This is a genomic window from Ruegeria sp. F5, assembly GCF_056533845.1.
The window spans coordinates 96,036-113,455 of the sequence record NZ_JBQFOU010000004.1 but is presented as its reverse complement, the minus strand read 5'-3'; the positions used below and the strand labels follow the sequence as shown (position 1 = coordinate 113,455).

Genomic DNA, 17,420 nt, shown 5'->3' with positions numbered 1-17,420 from the left:
GATGCATATTCTGACGATTGACCGGCAAGACGACAGTGTCATTCAGGGCGCTTTGCGGGTGGAATTTCCCAAGGCGTCCGACGGTGCTTTTCCGGCCCGCCTTGCGCGTGTCTGGGGGCATATGCGGGTCGCGTTGCGGGGGTTCGCGGGCCTGTCCGCGCTATCTCGGTTTATGGCGGTCGACTCGCAGCCTGACGGAACGGTTTCCTTGACGCTAAGCGCGATATGCGACACCCGGCACGAGGCCGCGCTGAGACATTGCCTGGCGGCCTTCTTCCGCTTGGACGGGCATGGTGAGGTCAGGGTTTCATCCCCGGGCTCGGCCGAGGATTTTGGCGAAACCTATCTGGACCCCGAGGCTGAGCGATGGAGCATTCATACTGACGTGACAACCAGCGATGGCCGCATCCCGTTTTTGTTGCCGATCAGCTTGTCGACGCTGCTGCAGCAGGTGCTGACCCAAGCAGAGCATTTGAGCCTGCCGTTTCGCTATGAATGCGCGCTGGCCCCCGGGCGTCCCGACCCCGACATGGTGCGTCAGGCCCGATACGCGGCCGCCGCGCTTGAGGCGCAAAATGTCCCCGAAGCAATTGTTTCGGATCAACTTGCAAGAAGTGAGGGATTGGCCAACACCACGACCCACGCGGTCGAGGCGTTGATTGCACCGCAAAGCCTGTTGGAAGCGGTCGAAGACGAGGCCCGGCGCGCCGTGTCCGGGCACCCGCTGGGCGCCTCGGGCTACGCGCCAAAGCTTGAACTGTCGGACGAGTTGCAGGCCGAAGCTTTGGCGTATCTGACCCATCCCGGCATTCTGGAACCCGGCGCTGATCTGGATGCGAACGGATTTCTGGACGAGCCCGCGCGATTGGCCCGACTTCTGCTGGACCCGTTGGCGCTTTATCTGGGCGTTTCCGACCCCGACGCAGCCGAGACGCTTGGCCCCATAGCCCAGCCCTCAAAACCGCCGGAACCAGAGATTCTGGGCGAACCGTTCCTGTTCCTGTCTTATGCCCGTGACGACTGGGACCGGGTCGAGCCATTGGTTCTGACCCTGCGGGAAAAGGGCATCCGCATCTGGACCGACGCTCAGATTCAACCCGCACAGGAATGGGACACCGCGCTTGAGGAAAAAGTGCGGGGCGCTGCGGGGATATTCTGCGTGGTGACGGACGCGTTCGTGCAATCCAAATACTGCCGCCGCGAGATCAAGTTTGCCGACGCGCTGGACAAACCCATTCTGGCAGCGCTTGAGGAAACCGCGACCTTGTCGGATGGGCTGGCGATGATATTCGCCTCATGCCAGTACGTGCCAATGGATCACGATCTGATTGCCGACAAGCTTTATGGCGCGGCAAAGGTCATGGTGCAGGAGAGGGATCATGAATGAACCCTCGATGCTTGTTTCATTAATGCCGCTGCTTCTTCTGGCGGTGCTGTACTGGACGTTCAGAGGATGGCGGAAGCGACGGGCAGAGCTTAGCTTTGACGAACCAACGCGCGAGTTGTTTCAGGACAAGGCCGATCGGACGGAACGTCTGCTGCGCACGGGCAAACGGGCCGGGTCGGGGGCGGCAATCGGGGTCGTTGCCCTGCTGATTGCTGCGCTCATGGGAATCGCCGCAATCAGTCGCTATGCCTTCAACACAACGCTTTCTATTCCCTTTGATCTTGTCGTTCTGGTGGCAAATGCGTTCGTGATCGCGGTCGCGATTTGCGGTGTTCGCTTTGCCATTGTTGGCAAAGCCGCCAGCCGCAATGGCACGGCGCTCTGGCTCAACCGTTTAGGGGCCGTTGGGTTCGCCGCGATCCTTGCATACCTGCAGTTTCAGACCGCTGTGGAGGCCTTTCTGACGCGATGGCGGCATGATTATTACAACGTTGAGCTTTTCCCGACATACTTTGCCGTTGCCGTCATCTTCAGTGTCGGTGCGATTGTCGCGCTCCTACGCCTGCTGCGTGGTGAGGAGGGGCCATGATCGCCGATCTGATCCTTCTAATTGTCATTGTATTGGGCATAGGTCTGCCAATTTTCTTCGGCATCTGGCCGCCCTTTGTTTTTGCCATTGGCGGGGCAGTGGTCTTTGTCGCGTCGGGCGTGCCGATGCATATGTTTGTGGGTTTCAGCCAGCAAAGCATCCTCAATGTGCTCAGCAGTTATACGATCATAATCCTGTTCTTTGCCGTTTTTGCCGCCCGCCTTTTTGCAACGCTTTACCTGCCGCCCAAGGGCGAGGGACCCTTGCCCGAAAGCTGGGCTGCCGTCGCGGGCGGTGGCGCGGGCGCGCTGGCGGCTGATGAGGCACCGGCCAGCGCTGAATTCGCCACGGCAGCGCCCTTGTCCCAATATCTGGCGGCCATCGCGCAGTTTGCGCCTTTGGCCGTGGGACCGATTGTGGCCGCCCTTGTGTCCGAATCCAGCATCGGTCTGAGCATCGTCCCGTTTCTTACCGTGGCTGTGGTTTTTGTTTTCCTCACGAAATACCTGGGACCAAATGAAAGCCCGCTGGAGCTAGAGGGATACTCGCGCGCCGACTGGTCGGGATACCTAGCTATTCCGGTGTTCAGCGTGGCCGTTCTGTCGGGGGTTCTGACACCGTCCGAGGCGCTGCCGTTTTCCGTTCTGTGGCTGGCTTTTGTCCTGTATCAACGCGCCGGGTTCGGGGCATTGGCCGAGACACTGAAAACCGGGGCAACCGGTGCCGGTTCGCTGATCGCCACTTTTCTGACGGCCTATTTCTTCGGTCGGCTCGCCATGTTTGGTCTTCCGATCCGAGAACTGGATTTCGGATTGGTGCAGATGATGCCGTATATCTCGCTGATCTTCGCAGCCTTCATGGGATTCTGCGGTGGCCCTATCATTGCGGTTCTGACCATTGTACCTCTGACCATGCCTGTGGTCATAAGCACCGGCGTCACAGGCTATTCCCAGTTCGCGATGGCGGTTCTTGTCGCCGGTGAAGCCGGGCGCTTTGCGTCAACCCGGATCGGGATTTTGTCGGGCAACAAAGGGATCGACGGCGGCTCGGCCGTCTGGATCGCGCTATTGGCGCTTGCTTCGGTGTTGGTTCTGCTGGTCGATTTGGTGTCGCTGTTCAGCGTGGTTTATATCTGACGGACCAACCCGCTGCCGTTCCAACTTACAGCGAACTGACACACGAGAATTTCTGGATCGCCTGACTGCTGAACGGGTTGAACACCGACGAAGTGCGTATGCGCAATTGCACGATCCGGCCATTGATGTCGGCAATCGCGCGATAGGTGTCCCGAGATTTTTCGCGGCGGATTTGCAATTTGTCGAACAAACGAAACAGCGCCCAGCTTCCGGTTTCGTACATGCCGAACACTTTGCCATTGGCGTCGGGCAGCAATTCAATCGAGAGCACACCACTGGCCTCGGGCCAGTTGAAAACATAATCGTTGCCGGGACCGGCGTGCCGGTAGATGAACGGCTCATTGTTCTGGAACTTTATCTCGACCCCGTCGGCCCTTGGATCAAGCGCTTCGACCGATAGCGATAGCGTCACGTTGGCGGTGCCACTTGCGCTGAAATACACGTCGCGGATTTCGGATGCGGTTTCGAACATCCGCAGCGCCGCGTCCGACAGCTGCATTTTTGTCGCCGTAGCACGCCAGCGCCAGGGTTTCTGGCTGCGATCGACCAGGGAATTCAGGTTTGCGTTGAAAAACGAGTCGATTATGCCGCCCGGAGCGAACAACCTGTTGAAATCCTGAATGTTCGTGTCCACCGATGAGCCGGGTGAAAACGGGTAGCGCCCCTGAACCGCAGCCTCACAAAACTCCGACACTTGTACTGTGAAGGCCGACTCCAATCGGGACAACACCGGCAGGTCGAACGCATCCGTGGCCAAAGCCGCAAACTGAATCGACCAGCGGTTCAGCGGAGTGGAAAGGTCCTTGCCGAGCGCGCGCAAGGTGTCAGCCGCTGGCAGGTCAGTGCCGATGGGCTGGGAACTGCCGGACTGGTTCAGGTCGTTAAGTTCCCGGTCAAGAGCGCCGAGTTCAATGTCCACGAAATCTGCCAGCTCAGATGGTTGATCCGGGTTGCCATCGACCATCTGATGCAACCAACGGAAATAGTCATCGACGAACTGACCCGGCAGTTCGACCGCGATTTGCCCTTGCTGCTGTTGCTGTTCTTTCAGCAGCGACGTGACACGGGACAAAGCCCGCGTCTGGGGGATGCTGAGGCGCATTGTGATCTGCGACTCCACCGTAGCCTCGCCGATGCCTGCCGTGGACTCGTCGACTTCCGCCAGTTTTGTTTCGGCGGAAATGGCCCGCATCAGTTCCAGGATTGGTGAGTTCTTACCCGCCGCCAGATTTGTGACCTGGACCGCCTGGGTCAGCGAGTCACCATGAATGATGTCGATGTCAGCCAGCAGTTCCGACCAGAGGCGGACGTAGTCGTTGTAGTAAAGAGACAGGATATCATGCGCGATTGCGGCTTTGTCTGCCTCGGTCGGTTCGAGCAGCGCGTGGTCCCCCAAAACCCAGTTGTGTTTCTGCACATCATCAATTGCACCGGCCAGACCGGTCAGCAGAACCTCGTGAAATCCACGGCGCGTGTATAGCCCTTCAACCCCGGCGGTCAGAGGCTGACCGGAAGCGCGGGTGAAAACCCGCGCGGTGTCGGGACCGCCATGCTCGCTGATGCCCCATTGCGGCAACTTCTTGGCGTCGGGGCCGTCGATGATTTCCCAGTATGCCCGCGATGCCAGCGGCTCGCGCGCCAGCACGGCGCGGACATTCTCAATCAATGGTCGGTTCAGGGGATAGCGGCTGCGGCGGGCGTTATCCAACATGACGTTCAGGTGATTTTGCAGAACCTCCTGATCGCCAAACTGCCCCGGAAGAGAGGTTGCCCAGTCCGCGTGCATCCAGACGCGGATGGTCTCAGCGTTTGTTGGACCGGCCTGACCCAACATCAGGTACACGCGCAGCGCCTGATTCAGATAACGCGGATTGTTCAGGTTTTGCGACATCTGCTGTTCCAGCCGGTACATAAGGCTGGTTCGGAAATGGCTGCCAATCATTTCGTGGTAGTGATCGCGCAGCCTGCCGGCCTCGGAAACCGGGTTCAGCCGGGGCAGAGACAGGAACTTCTCATCAACCCACTGCATTCTCTGGGCCCGGTCCAGAAGCAACCCGGTCTGCTCGAGCCGACGGTCCGGGCCAAGCTGGTTGGCGCTAATCGAGAGGTCTTCCAGTTCCTGCTGCAGCGTTGTCATGGTATCGGCGCTGTGGCGGTAGGAGCGTTCGATGATCCAGAAGCACGCAATGGCAATCAGAATGGTGGGGGCCAATTGAAGCGCGACGTAAAATCGGGTGCGCCGCATCTGGCGGGCGGCTTCGGATTCGGCGCTACGCGGCTTGGTTTCCTTTTTGCGGAACCGAGCGATAAACACGCCCGCGACCACAAGGAAGGCCAGGGTCACAATGCCCGCGATTGCGCCATCTGACAGAAACATTGCGAAAAGAAAAATGAAGACAAGCGCGATAAGCCCTATCAGGACCAGGGCGATCAGCACGCGGAAAAGAAACCGGATCATCGTCAGGATTCCTTTCTCACGATGATTTCAATACGGCGATTGCGGGCGCGACCCTCGGGCGTTTCGTTCTGCGCGATAGCTTCCAGATCACCGCGGCCTTCGGCGAACAGGCGCCTGTCGTCCTGAATGTTGCCTTTCATCGCCTCCAGAACCGATTGCGCGCGGGCCAGCGACAGCTGCGTATTGTCCCCCCGGATGCCGCGCAGAGGCACGCTGTCTGTATGGCCGACGATGCCGATCGGGCCGGGCAGGGTGTCCAACACGCTCGCCAGTTTGTCGATAACGGGGGCGTAGTTTTCGTTTACTTGGTCCGACCCCGAGGCGAACAGGTCCGACGCGCTGAGCGTGATGACCACAAAACTGCCGTCAGGTTGCAGGCTGACGCTTCCATCGTTGATTTCCGCGCTCAGCGCATCGGCCAGACGGGTCAGCGGGTCCTGCTGCTGTCCCTGCGCCGTTTCCGTGTCCTGGACCCCGTAGTCGGTGCGTTGCAGACGCACGACCGCCTGGATCTGAGTGTCGATGGCGTGTTCCTGAAGCTCATCCAACTGAAAGGTCAGGTCATCGCGGGCACCGTTCAGCAGGGCGACGCGGGTTCCGTAGAAAATCCCCAGCAGCACCAGCCCGGCGCAGGCCAGCAGCAGGTTGAAACGGGTCGCTGCCCGCATAATGCTGTGATGCCTCTCGGCTGCCGCTTTGGCGGCAATCAGGTCGGCGGTTTCGGCCTGATGGATCAGGTCGCGCTGCCATTCCAGAATCGCGCTGCCCAGAACGTCATGATAAATCTCGAACCGGTTGCCCATGGTGTCGTCGGCGGCGACGACCTCGCGCAGGATGCGGGATTCCCGTTGGCACAGGCGCTTCAGAACCTGTTCGATTTCGGTGGTGTCGCACTCGGTGTAGTTTGCCAGATCCTCGGCGGAATGGGCGATTTTCGCCCCCGAGGGGGTCACGAGGTAATAGAACACCTTGCGCGCTATGTCCTGTTCGGCAGGGGCCAGACGGTTCAGCACGCGGCCCAGATGGGTGCGCAATATCTCTTGCGCGCCGCCAAGGTCCTTGAGGGTCTGCAGCCGCAAGGCATTTGACCCGGCCTCGCGCTCTTCGCTCCAGATCCGTTGCATGACCAGTTGCAGATAGGGGGTTTCGATTTCTTCGCGGGGCTGCCCCTCGTCCTGCGCGACGCCGCGGCCTCGGTGGCCAAACCCCTGTTGCCCAAGTTGAACCTGACGCAGAACCTCTTCCCGCAGTTCCGGCTCGACGGTCACTTCGGGGTCTTGGTCTCGCTCGCGGTTTTCGTTCCAGCGGTCGACGGGGCCGTCTATGGCCAGCCGCCCGGCTTCGAAATCCAGACGGTCGATGCGCAGATAGTTGGAAAACAGCTTGGGAACGCGGCCCTTGAACCGGTCCATCTGGCTGAGCGCATCGTCGCGTAGCGACACCAGCAGGTTCACCGGCAAATCCTTGGCCGACGCGATCCGGGCGAGCGTATCTGCGAAGTCGCCGGGAATGTCGGTCGGGTGATATAGAAAATACTCTTCGAACTGGTCGAGAACCAGAAACAGCTCGCCGTTCAGACGCTCGCACCATGCGGCCAGCCGGTCCAATGTAGTATCACCATCCACCGGCCCGCCATCCCCACCCATGGCGTCAGCGACGGCCTCCCGCACCGCCCGTTCCAGCCGGATGCTCGGGTCGCCGCGCCATTCGCTGAGCCAGGCCACGGCAAATTCCGGCAGTCCCAACCGATCTAGATTGGTACGTGCCTCGGTCCGCATGTCACGCAAAACCCCGGCGCGCAGGACCGAGGTTTTGCCGACGCCCGAGGGGCCATATAGCAGCGTAAATCTGGACGCGGACAGGTTTGAGGCAATCACCTTCCTTTCGCGGTCGCGGCCAAAGAAATAGGCGGCGTCTTCTTCCTGATAGGGCATCAGGCCGCGATAGGGGTCGGACCTCATGACCGTTTCCACGAAGAACTTTCGCCGATCCAGCTTACCAGACCGTTGGCAAACTCGGGCAGTGAGGCCTCGATCAGCTCGGCGTTGCGATACGTCCAGAAATCGCGATCCTGTTCGTCATTTGTCTGATCCACGACCCAGCTGCGCGCGGGCAGGCGGCCACACCCGAACACCCGGCTGAGGATGGATCTCAGGGTCCAGTGCGACAGGGAATGACCAAGGAACAGGTAGTGACAGCGAAACAGCCGCGTCTTCAGCGCCGGTGGCAGCAATTGCTTGATGTCGCGATCAACCACGTAAGAGAAATGATCGTCTTCGGTGACAACGAAATGCTCGATCCCGGATTCGGCCCGGTCGACCGTTCCGGCGAGTTTGAGCAGCAGCGGGCGTTCATGCTCGCCCAGCGAGAATTCTGAATTCTCATTGGGGCGCTTGAGCAATTTGGTCTCGTTGTCCGGCGAGATATGGCTGAAAATGCCGCGATTGTTCTGATCGACGGAATAGGCCAGCACATCCAGCGGTTCACCGATTTCGGCAAAGGCGCGTTCGGTCAGGTCGTCGTAATTCACCGTGATGAAGATCGGATTTGGATCGGTCCGGCCCGAGGCCCGCAACGCGCCCGGCAACTGCGCCATGGCGCGGTGAATGTCGTTTATCGCGTAATCGAGGTTCAGCAGATCGTGCAGGTCGGAATAGATCGGCGCGATGCCGTCCCGCACCGCTACCCGCTGCGCAACCTCTGCAAGGCAGGCGTTACCATCGACGGGCAAAGAGTTGTTTTCGGCGATGAACTGCGCGATCTCACCGCTCAGGGGCGGGGTAGTTGTACTTCCGTGCTGCCATCCGGAATACACGCTCGGATCGGGGCGGTTCACACCTTCACCCAGAAAGACGGCGACACGCCCCAAGTCCAGCGCGCGGAGTATGGTGTTGTATTTATCTGCAAAAGGTGAGGCAGGCTCAGCCTTTTCCGGCTTTGGTTGTGCCGGTGCAGCGTCAGCCTGCGGTGCGGGGGCCGTTTTCATCTCCTGAACCACGTCAGCGAAGGCATCGCCGACATCCGCCCAGGCCTGATCCCGCGCGCCGTTTTCTGTTGAAAACGAAACCACCGGAAGCCCGTCTTTCGGCAACACCTGCAAATCCGCAATCTCGCTGGCCTTCCAGCGGCAGGGGCGCAGGATGATCGGGAACATCTGCACGTTGCCAGCCTTCCAGCGTTTCAGAAGACGGCCCCATTCTTCGGAAAAGATGAAGTCCGAGTCGAGAAAGTTGGACGACACCAGCAAGACCGCGATATCGCAGGATTCGACGCGCTCCCGAATTTGCTGCAGCCAGGCGTCGCCGGGGCTGAGTTGCCGGTCATCCCACAGATCGATTTCACCGCCGCGGGTCAGGTCGATCAGTTGCTGGCGGAAGGTTTCCTTATGCTCCTCATCATCATGCGAGTAGCTGACAAATACTTTGAGGGATGAAACTTCAGTATCCAAAGCAGCGTCCGTTCAACCTGTTTGGTTCTCGACGTAATTCCAAATTACATCAAAATACGACCTGCCGCCAATAACTTCGGCCCGCATGGCGAAATTTCCTTTTGAATCGGGCCTTTTATGCCTTGGTTTTGACGCAGGGTGTTTTTTGGGACTCGAGCCTTGATTGGGGCCTGATTTCTCTTTCAGCGCCAAATCGTGTAAACTGCTAACTAATTTAATTGAATTTTATTTTTCATGTGCAAGCGGCGCCGAAAATAGGGCCCGGAAAGGTTAATTTTTTCAAGTTCTTAACGCGTTCTGTGGGGGCAAAGGGAATTCAGCAATTGATATATGCGTCTTCTGTCTTCGAAGCTTCGATGCCGCCCGTACGCACAGATGCCGGAACCTGCCCGGTGCTGATGCTCAAAAAGTCCCCTCATCAGGGTAAGAGCCCGTTCCGCCCGACCGGCCGGACAGGGATTCAGGAGGAAGCAAATGCGAAATATCACGGAAATCATTGTTCATTGCAGCGCGACGCGTCCAAACTGGATGGAAGGCAAAAAAACCTCGGAAAAGGTTGAGGAAATTCGCCGCTGGCATACCGACCCCAAACCAAAGGGGCGGGGTTGGGCCGATATTGGCTACCATCACGTGATCGACCGCGACGGAACGATTGCAGCAGGCCGTCCGATTGGTAAGGCCGGTGCACACACGAAAGGGCATAACGCCAATTCTATCGGGGTTTGCCTGCTTGGCGGGCATGGGTCTTCGGAAAATGACCGGTTTGAAGACAATTTCACCCCAGAACAGGACGCGGCGTTGAGGGAATATATCCGAACCCAGAAAGAACGCTTCCCGGCAATCGAAAAAATCAGCGGGCACAATCAATATGCAGCCAAGGCCTGTCCGGGGTTCAATGTGTCGGACTGGTTCAAAAGCGGCTTGCCGGTCTCTTTGGTTGCGTTGGCGGATGCTGGTTCAGACCCCGCATTCCCGGTTGGCGGTGCCCCGGACGCCCGGTTCGAAAAGCTGCACGGGTTCGTTCGGCAATGGGCAAGCCGGACATCCGGACATCACGGCGTCGAAATCGAAACCCTGGCAGAATGGCGGAAGTCCGAAGTATCGATGGACGATCTGGCCGCGCTAACGCAGGCCGAAGCGGATGAGATTTTCCGTACACTCTATTACGCGGCCTGCCGCTGCAGCGAAATGCCCGAGAGGATGGCGCTGGTTGTCTACGACGCGGCAACCCAATCGGGGCCCAAATCCGCGATCGAACTGGCACAGGGCGCATTCAACACGCTGGGCCTGACCGTCGACGGAGAGCCGCTGGACGTTGATGGCATCAACGGGCGCCTGACAATAGCGGCGATCAAAAAGACCGATCCAAGCGTTCTGGCCGAGGCGTTCATGGACGCACAGGAAGCGCACCTGCGCGCCGACAACGACACGGACGGTTTGACCCGGCTGGCGGCCCTTCGTGAGTTTGTGAACACATTGCCTGAGGGAGCGGGCGTGCGCCCGAACAAGAAAATGGACGTTTCCGACAGAGATATTGATCTGAAAGACATTCTGGAAATCGCCGGCGCGGCCAAAAGTGGGGATACCGCAGGCTCTCTGGTCAAGGTCGCCAGCCTGTTGCTGCGGGACGACTCTGATGACAGCGACTCCAGAACGCGCAACAAGGCGCTGGCGCGGATGATCCTTGGCATCAACGATGGCGCACCAATTCCGGCCGAGGTGGCGGGAACGGTTACAAAGGGTCCTGACGGTAAACCTCCGCTGACGCCAATTAATGCGGCTTTGGGTCAGACTATCGGCAATGCCCTGAACGGAAAGAAATCCGTTTCGGGTATCGTGGGGCTGTTGCTGACCGTATTGTTGCCGAAGCTTGGTTTGTCCGGGGATATCGTCAATTTTCTTTCGAACAATGCAGAAGCTTTGATCAGTGTTTTTGCCCTGATCACCGGGTGGGGCATGTTTGGTAAACTCGATAAGGCAATTCGCCTGATGGGAATGATCAGCAGCCGGAAATAACCGGCGTTCCCACGGTCTGGCCTCTGGCTTTGACCCGTTCCCGGTGACTATGATCGGAGCATGTCATGACACATTTGAATGTTTGGAGCGAAAAATACTCTACTGAGCGTCCGCGCCGCCTTTTGGCGCTGGATGGCGGGGGGATTTTGGGTATTATCACTCTGGAAATCCTCAAGGAAATCGAAAGCCAGCTGGCCGAAGACACAGGTCAGGGGGCGTCGTTTCGGCTGGGGGATCATTTTGATTACATCGCCGGGACCTCGACCGGGGCGATAATTTCGACCGGTCTGGCGGTTGGCATGTCCGTGGATGAACTGACCGATTTCTATGTGAAATCCGGCAGCAGGATGTTCACCAAGCAATGGCTGCTCAAGCGGGCAAGGGCGCTGTATGACGCCGACCCCCTGCGCGAAGAGCTTCAGAATGTGCTTGTGGACGATCAGAAAATGGACAGAATCCTCGGGTCCGAGGATTTGCGCTGTCTGCTGCTGGTCGTGACACGAAACGCAACAACGGATTCCCCGTGGCCGGTGTCGAACAACCCCTTTGCCAAATACAATGACAGGGTGGGCTACGCCGATCGGAACAATCTGGATATTCGCCTGTGGGAGCTTGTGCGCGCGTCAACGGCGGCCCCGGTCTATTTCCCGCCCGAGTCGCTTGAGATGGACAAGGATATGTCCTTCACCTTTGTCGATGGCGGTGTGACCCCGTACAACAACCCTGCCTTCCTGCTGTACCGAATGGCCACATTGCCTCATTACCGGCTGAACTGGCCCAAGGGTGAGGATAAGCTGATGCTGGTCTCTGTCGGCACAGGATCGGCTGCGAAGGTCGAGCTTGATCTGGATGATCGCGGTGAGCTGCTGCCCAAGAACGCAGCCGCCATGCCCGGTGTTCTGATGGGCGGTTCGGCGGTGGATCAGGATATCAACTGCCGCGCCTTTGGCCGGTGCCTGTTTGGCGACGTGATCGATCGGGAGCTTGGCGATATGAAACCGCGCGAGGGCGATCCCGTGACCGGGGACGAAGTGCCGCGCGAAACGCCAACCGGCAGGGATTTCCTGTATGCACGCTACAACCCCGATGTCAGCCGCGCCGGTCTGGATGCGCTTGGCCTGCAGGATATCCCGGAACGGAATGTGCAGGCGATGGACAAGGTGGAATTCCTTGGCGACATGCGCAAGGTTGGTAAGGCTTATGCGCAGAAACATGTGGACATGTCCGTATTCAGCCATTTCGGCAGCGACTAAGGAGGCTTTGAAATGCGCGCCTTCATCATCCGGCCCTTTGGCACAAAAACCGCCAAAAGCGGGCGGGAGATCGATTTCGACCTGATCGAGGATACCTTGATCGGCCCGGCCCTGACGGCCTCTGAAATCGAGGGGCGGACAACCGGTGATATCATCGCGCAGGGCAACATCCGGCGCGACATGTTCCAGCGGTTGCTGACGGCGGATCTGGTTGTTGCCGATATCACAGTCGATAACGCAAACGCGTATTACGAACTTGGCATCCGCCATGCGATGCGCGACCGGGTCACGATACTTTTGCGAGGAACCGCTGCCACGGGTACGCCGGAACCCGATCCGGTGCCCTTCGATCTGAAAACCGACCGCTACCTGTCCTATGATCTGGATGATCCGGCGGCCTCCGTGGACGATCTGACCCATGTGATCAAATCGAGCCAGCGAAACCTCGAATCCGACAGTCCGGTCTTTCAGATGCTGCCCGGCGTACAGCCGCAGGAGAAGCTGAAGTTCCAGTCCGTGCCACGGGACTTCAACGAAGCCCACGCCGTCTATTCGCATGACCAACGGCGGTCTGAACTGTCTTTGCTGTCCGAAGAGATCGCGCGCTTTAAACCGGAATGGGAGTTGCTGGGGCAATTCATGATCGCCAAGTCCCTGTTCGAACTGGGTGCATACGGGCGGTCGGCCAAGGCGTGGGAGCACGTCTTGCAGCTTGAGCCGGACAACGTCCATGCGAACCTGAAACTGGGAACCTGCTATCAAAAACTGGGCGCGCCGGGGCGGTCGAACGTGGCCCTTGCCCGGGTCGAGGCGGACCGGCAGACGGCGCATGACAATGCGGAACGCCTGTCGCTGATGGCCAGCAACAAGAAAAGCCTGTGGATCGATGATTGGGAGGGTAAGCCAGCCGATGACCGCGCTGACGCCGCGCTGGCCTCGGGCCATTTGGACGAGGCGCGGAACCTATATGCCGCAGCCTTCAAGCGCGATCTGAACCATTATTATTCGGGCTTCAACGCGCTGGCCCTGACAGTCATTGAACTGGAACTGGCAAACGCAAATTTGGACGCATGGCGCGCTGCATTCCTGTCCGAGGATGAGGCCGACACGCGCCACGCAGCACTGGTGCGCGAACGCGATGAGCTGGCGGTTGCCGTGCAGGTGTCTCTGGACGCGGCAACGCGACCGGATGAGAACGATGAATGGCTGCTGCTGACCCGCATTGATCTGGCGCTGCTGACCATTGACAGGCCCGACGCGGTTGCGCGCCAGTATCAGCGCGCTTTGGGCGGGCTCAGCCCTCAGCAACGGGATACGGTTTTGCGCCAGTTGGAGATTTACACCGGGCTTGGCGTCCGCGCAGAGGTCGCTGTGAAAGCCGCCGAAACAGTCGAGAAAATGGGGACGGAACGGGCCCAGTCCGTGGACAATCCAATTCCGCTGATCTTTACCGGTCATCGCGTTGACGCGCCGGGAAGGGAAACGCCGCGTTTCCCGAACACGCCCGCGGCTATCGACGCCGCAACGCAGATGATCCGCGGCGCAATCGAGAAAAGCACCGACGGTCTTGAAAACGTCATGGGCTTTTCGGGCGGCGCGAACGGAGGGGACCTGATCTTTCACGAGCAATGCGCCGAGCTGGGTATCGAAACCACGCTGCTTCTGGCGCTGCCGCGTGAAGACTACATGAAAGCTTCTGTAAATGATGGCGGGGCGGACTGGATAGACCGGTTCAACAAGGTCTATGCCGCGCTTTCTGACCAAAACCGCGTTCTGGTTCTTCAGGAAGAGCCCGATCTGCCAGCCTGGCTGTCGGATGTCGAAAACTACAGCGTCTGGCAGCGCAACAACATCTGGACGCTTGGCTTCGGGCTGCTTGCGCCCCCGGGACAAGCGCGGCTGATCGCGTTGTGGAACCAGGAGCCGGGCGACAGCCCCGGCGGAACGCAAGAGATGGTCGGCCTGGCGCGCGACTACGGCATGGGCATCGAATTGCTGCCAGCGGCCGAGCTTGCTGCGGCGGCTGACTAGGTGCTCGGCCCAGTAATTCCTAGATTTTTTGCCTGTTTTCCGGCAGACTTCACAATGCTGCCGACCTACGGGTTATTTAAGGGCTCGATTCAGTTAAGGGGGGCAAGGATTACCTTCCTTGTAACCACAAAGGATTTTCTCCGGCATTTGACCGGAACATGACCACAGGCTGATATCGGGCCAACCACGAATGTTTTGATTTTTACTTTTGACGAGTTGGGGGAATATGGAAGGCACCAGGGCGCAAACCGCGTTATCCTCGGGCATGGTCTCCGGGGCGGAGGGGCTTGGGCCGATTTATTGGAGCAAGGCCCACAAGCTGGCCATTGATCGCCTGCGTTTTGCCGTCACTAGCCAGGCGCCGCTGACGATATTCATCGGCCAGATCGGAACCGGGCGAACCCGTCTGATCCGTGAACTGACCAAGCGCAAGTTTTCAGATGTCACCATCGGGACGCAGTACAACCCCGACGCGTTTTCGGGCGAGGTTTGTTCCGACGTGCTGTCGGTCTTCGACCCCAAACACAAACCCAGCGGCGACATCGAAACCGAGCGTCAGAAGCTTTCGACCCTGTTGGACAAGTTTCACGGCAAGAAGCGGTTCCCGGTTCTGATCGTCGATGATGCCGATATGCTGCCCAACCAATACCTGGGGGCCTTGTGCGCCTTGTGCGACCAAAGCGCCGGAATGCGGCCCATGCTAAAACTCGTTCTGGTCGGGCAGCCCGGACTGACGGACGTGCTGGCCTATGAGCGCCCAGACCTGACCGGCCCGGCCTTTACGCTTAGCGGGATGAGCGAAGAGGACGTCACCGGATTTATTGAAGCGAAGTTTTCCAATCTGGGTGCCGACAGCAGCATCTTCACCGAGGATGCGGTGGCCGAGGTTGCCGCCCAAACCGATGGCATCCCATCACGCATCAATGCGCTGTGCGACCGGGTGCGGCAGTTTGCGGCCAAAGAGGGGCTGGTCGCCCTCAACCGCGAACACATTCGCCGCGTCGTTGCCCTGACCCGGATTTTTGGCACGGGCCGGTTTACCTCCAGCGTTCCACCCCCGCAGGACGATGATGAACAGGCTTCGGAGGTTGAAGCCGCATTGGGGATTGGGCAGGTGGAAACCGCCGCTTCGGATGCGCCGGACAGCCCGCAAACCGCACCAGAGGTGGAAGAACCCAAGGCCGAGGCCGTCCCTGAGCCGACAAAGCGTTCAGGCCGCAGGAAAACCCTCCTTGCCGGTGCGGTTGTTCTGGCGGGCATAGCCGCCGTCGCCGTGTTGCCCGAGACCGGAACGCCTGTGGGCGAACGACTGCTGCCTTTGCGCGACGATGCCATTGCAGCCTCGCAGCGGTTTTGGGCGGGCCTGTCTGACGGCGCTCAGGGGGAAGTCATTGCCAACTTTGATCCCGATCAGATTACCGCCGCGCAGGCCCGTGTGGCCCGAATTTCCGACGCCCTGACAGATACCGAATTGTCTGCCAGCGGACAGTACCGGGCCGCGCTGGACCTTGCAGACTCCACCGCCGACGCGGCTGTTGTCGGCTTTGCCCGCGCGGCGCTGTCCGGTCATGATCGGTCGGCCTATTACCTTGGCCAGATTTTTGAGACCGGCGAGGGCGTGCCGGTGGATCTGGAACTGGCAAGAGCCTGGTACAAAGCCGCCGGGCCAGAGGTCAGCGGGGCGGTCAGCCGTCTTAGCGATTTGCAGCCCGCTGTCGAGGGCGGAGCGCCGTCTTCGCCCATCCAGCTGTTCTCGCACGAATTGCCGGGTGGGACGGTCGAACTTGTCTGGACCAGCGGGGACGGGTCAGACCCGTCTTTCTATCGCATCGAACTTGCAACCGCGGACGGGGATATCACGCTGAGCGTGCAGCCCATTGCGATCTCGGCGATCCGGCTGACAGCGCCCGAGGACGCGCAGCAATGGCGCGTTGTTGCGGTGGATGAAAGCAGCGGCACGCAGGTCGCCTCGCCATGGGTTGCAATCGGCCCGACTTAGGCCAGCCACGGCAAGGCGCGGGACCTCAGCAGCCAATCACAGCGCAAATTCTGCTGCGGTAGGCGGCGTTGGCCTCGCTTTCGATGCTGTCCTGCGTTGGCGCGGCGGCGACCGGTTCGCAGGCGAGGTTGTAATCCTCGCTCAGCCCGGCGTTCACGCATTCCGAGATGTTCCAACCCGGCGGAATATCGTTCAGGTCCACATCGTTCCACTTTGGATGACCTGACTGCTGAAGGGTCTGGAACTGCTTCACAATAAGGTGTGCGGCGTCCGAGACCGCCCGGCAGCTTTCCCGGTGATAGGCATTGCGCCGCGGGTCATATTCATAGGTCATCAGCACGGCCTTTACCGCCACGACATCGATAGTGTCCTGCTGAAACGGGTAGGTGCCGGCATCGATCTTCGAGGGTGTGTAGACCGCCGACAGCGTCGGGTCGGTGATGGGCAGAAGGTGCAGTTTTTCCGGGTCGATCTGATCCGTCTGAAAGATCTTCGTTGGGGCCCCGGCGACGTAGAAAAACGCGTCGATATCCCCGGCAAGCAGCATCTGCAGCGATGTGTCGGCGTTGATGGTCAGACGTTCCGCAGGGGTAACACCGGCCAGATCAAGAACCAGCGAGGCGGTCAGAAACGTGCCGCTGTCCTCGACCCCCACCGCAACGCGACGACCGTTCAGGTCAGACAGAGAATTCACGTCGCGCTTGGCCAGAATGTGGACCTCTTCGTTGTACAGGGGAAAGGCGATGCGGACGCCGAAAATGGCCCGCGCAATCTCGGGGTCTTCGCTTGAATAGGTCTTGAGATATTCCAGTACGTCACTTTGCACGATGCCCAGTTGCGTGTGGCGACGCTTGCGGACACCCAGAAAGTTCTCGAGCGACCCCGCGCTTTCCTGCACGATCAGGTCGATGCCGCAGGCCGAGGCCAGATCGCTCATGTCACGCCCGATCTGAATGTAAGTGCCTGTCGGCCCGCCGGTCAGGATGTTCCGTTCGAACGCCGAAGCAGAGACCGGCAGCGTCAGCCCAAAGACTGCGATCGCCGAGATCTTGGCTAAAATCTTCTTTAGTTTAAATAATTTCATTTCACCCTCCCAATAAAAA

The 17,420-nt window shown here is 59.3% G+C and carries 12 protein-coding genes; 8 read left to right on the top strand and 4 right to left on the bottom strand.

The features are described from left to right. Position 1: 1 nt before the first annotated feature. From ACR0K1_RS07790 to ACR0K1_RS07780, 3 genes are read left to right on the top strand one after another with little or no spacing between them, the layout of a single operon-like run. Positions 2-1,387, top strand: a complete 1,386-nt coding sequence (locus ACR0K1_RS07790) for a toll/interleukin-1 receptor domain-containing protein (RefSeq protein WP_480849685.1) — start codon at positions 2-4, stop codon at positions 1,385-1,387. Continuing rightward, the gene (locus ACR0K1_RS07785) at positions 1,380-1,976 is read left to right on the top strand and encodes a hypothetical protein (RefSeq protein ID WP_480849683.1); all 597 of its coding nucleotides are present in this window, start codon (positions 1,380-1,382) and stop codon (positions 1,974-1,976) included. Before ACR0K1_RS07790 ends, ACR0K1_RS07785 begins: the two co-directional genes overlap by 8 nt. Then, positions 1,973-3,112: a hypothetical protein gene (locus ACR0K1_RS07780; protein WP_480849680.1), complete on the top strand. Its 1,140-nt coding sequence runs from the start codon at positions 1,973-1,975 to the stop codon at positions 3,110-3,112. Before ACR0K1_RS07785 ends, ACR0K1_RS07780 begins: the two co-directional genes overlap by 4 nt. A 25-nt stretch (positions 3,113-3,137) precedes the next feature. On the opposite strand, the gene tssM is transcribed toward ACR0K1_RS07780, so the two are convergent. Genes tssM through ACR0K1_RS07765 form a run of 3 tightly spaced genes read right to left on the bottom strand, consistent with a single transcriptional unit; the run spans position 3,138 to position 9,018 of the window. Then, positions 3,138-5,570 carry a type VI secretion system membrane subunit TssM gene (tssM, locus tag ACR0K1_RS07775; protein WP_480849678.1) on the bottom strand — a complete coding sequence of 811 codons (2,433 nt, stop codon included), beginning with the start codon at positions 5,568-5,570 and terminating at the stop codon, positions 3,138-3,140. 2 nt (positions 5,571-5,572) lie between these two features. After that, positions 5,573-7,531: an nSTAND1 domain-containing NTPase gene (locus tag ACR0K1_RS07770; protein ID WP_480849676.1), complete on the bottom strand. Its 1,959-nt coding sequence runs from the start codon at positions 7,529-7,531 to the stop codon at positions 5,573-5,575. Further along, positions 7,528-9,018 (bottom strand): SIR2 family protein, encoded by a 1,491-nt coding sequence (locus ACR0K1_RS07765; protein ID WP_480849674.1) that lies wholly within the window; start codon positions 9,016-9,018, stop codon positions 7,528-7,530. The genes ACR0K1_RS07770 and ACR0K1_RS07765 overlap by 4 nt, the downstream gene beginning before the upstream one ends. 218 nt (positions 9,019-9,236) lie before the next feature. Here ACR0K1_RS07765 and ACR0K1_RS07760 point away from each other — a divergent pair, with 218 nt between their 5' ends. The 5 genes from ACR0K1_RS07760 (at position 9,237) to ACR0K1_RS07740 (ending at position 16,317) form a co-directional block, all read left to right on the top strand. After that, positions 9,237-9,578, top strand: a complete 342-nt coding sequence (locus ACR0K1_RS07760; RefSeq protein ID WP_480849672.1) for a hypothetical protein — start codon at positions 9,237-9,239, stop codon at positions 9,576-9,578. After that, complete coding sequence (locus ACR0K1_RS07755) at positions 9,547-11,034, top strand: N-acetylmuramoyl-L-alanine amidase (RefSeq protein WP_480849670.1); 1,488 nt, start codon at positions 9,547-9,549, stop codon at positions 11,032-11,034. The genes ACR0K1_RS07760 and ACR0K1_RS07755 overlap by 32 nt, the downstream gene beginning before the upstream one ends. A gap of 65 nt (positions 11,035-11,099) precedes the next feature. Further along, positions 11,100-12,287, top strand: a complete 1,188-nt coding sequence (locus ACR0K1_RS07750; RefSeq protein WP_480849668.1) for a patatin-like phospholipase family protein — start codon at positions 11,100-11,102, stop codon at positions 12,285-12,287. A gap of 12 nt (positions 12,288-12,299) precedes the next feature. Then, positions 12,300-14,318, top strand: coding sequence for a tetratricopeptide repeat-containing protein (locus ACR0K1_RS07745; RefSeq protein ID WP_480849666.1), 2,019 nt, complete (start codon positions 12,300-12,302; stop codon positions 14,316-14,318). A 226-nt stretch (positions 14,319-14,544) separates the two neighbouring features. After that, complete coding sequence (locus tag ACR0K1_RS07740) at positions 14,545-16,317, top strand: ExeA family protein (RefSeq protein WP_480849664.1); 1,773 nt, start codon at positions 14,545-14,547, stop codon at positions 16,315-16,317. A 25-nt stretch (positions 16,318-16,342) separates the two neighbouring features. On the opposite strand, the gene ACR0K1_RS07735 is transcribed toward ACR0K1_RS07740, so the two are convergent. Further along, entirely contained in the window at positions 16,343-17,401 is a 1,059-nt protein-coding gene (locus ACR0K1_RS07735; RefSeq protein ID WP_480849662.1) for a TAXI family TRAP transporter solute-binding subunit, read from the bottom strand. Between the last annotated feature and the right edge of the window lie 19 nt (positions 17,402-17,420).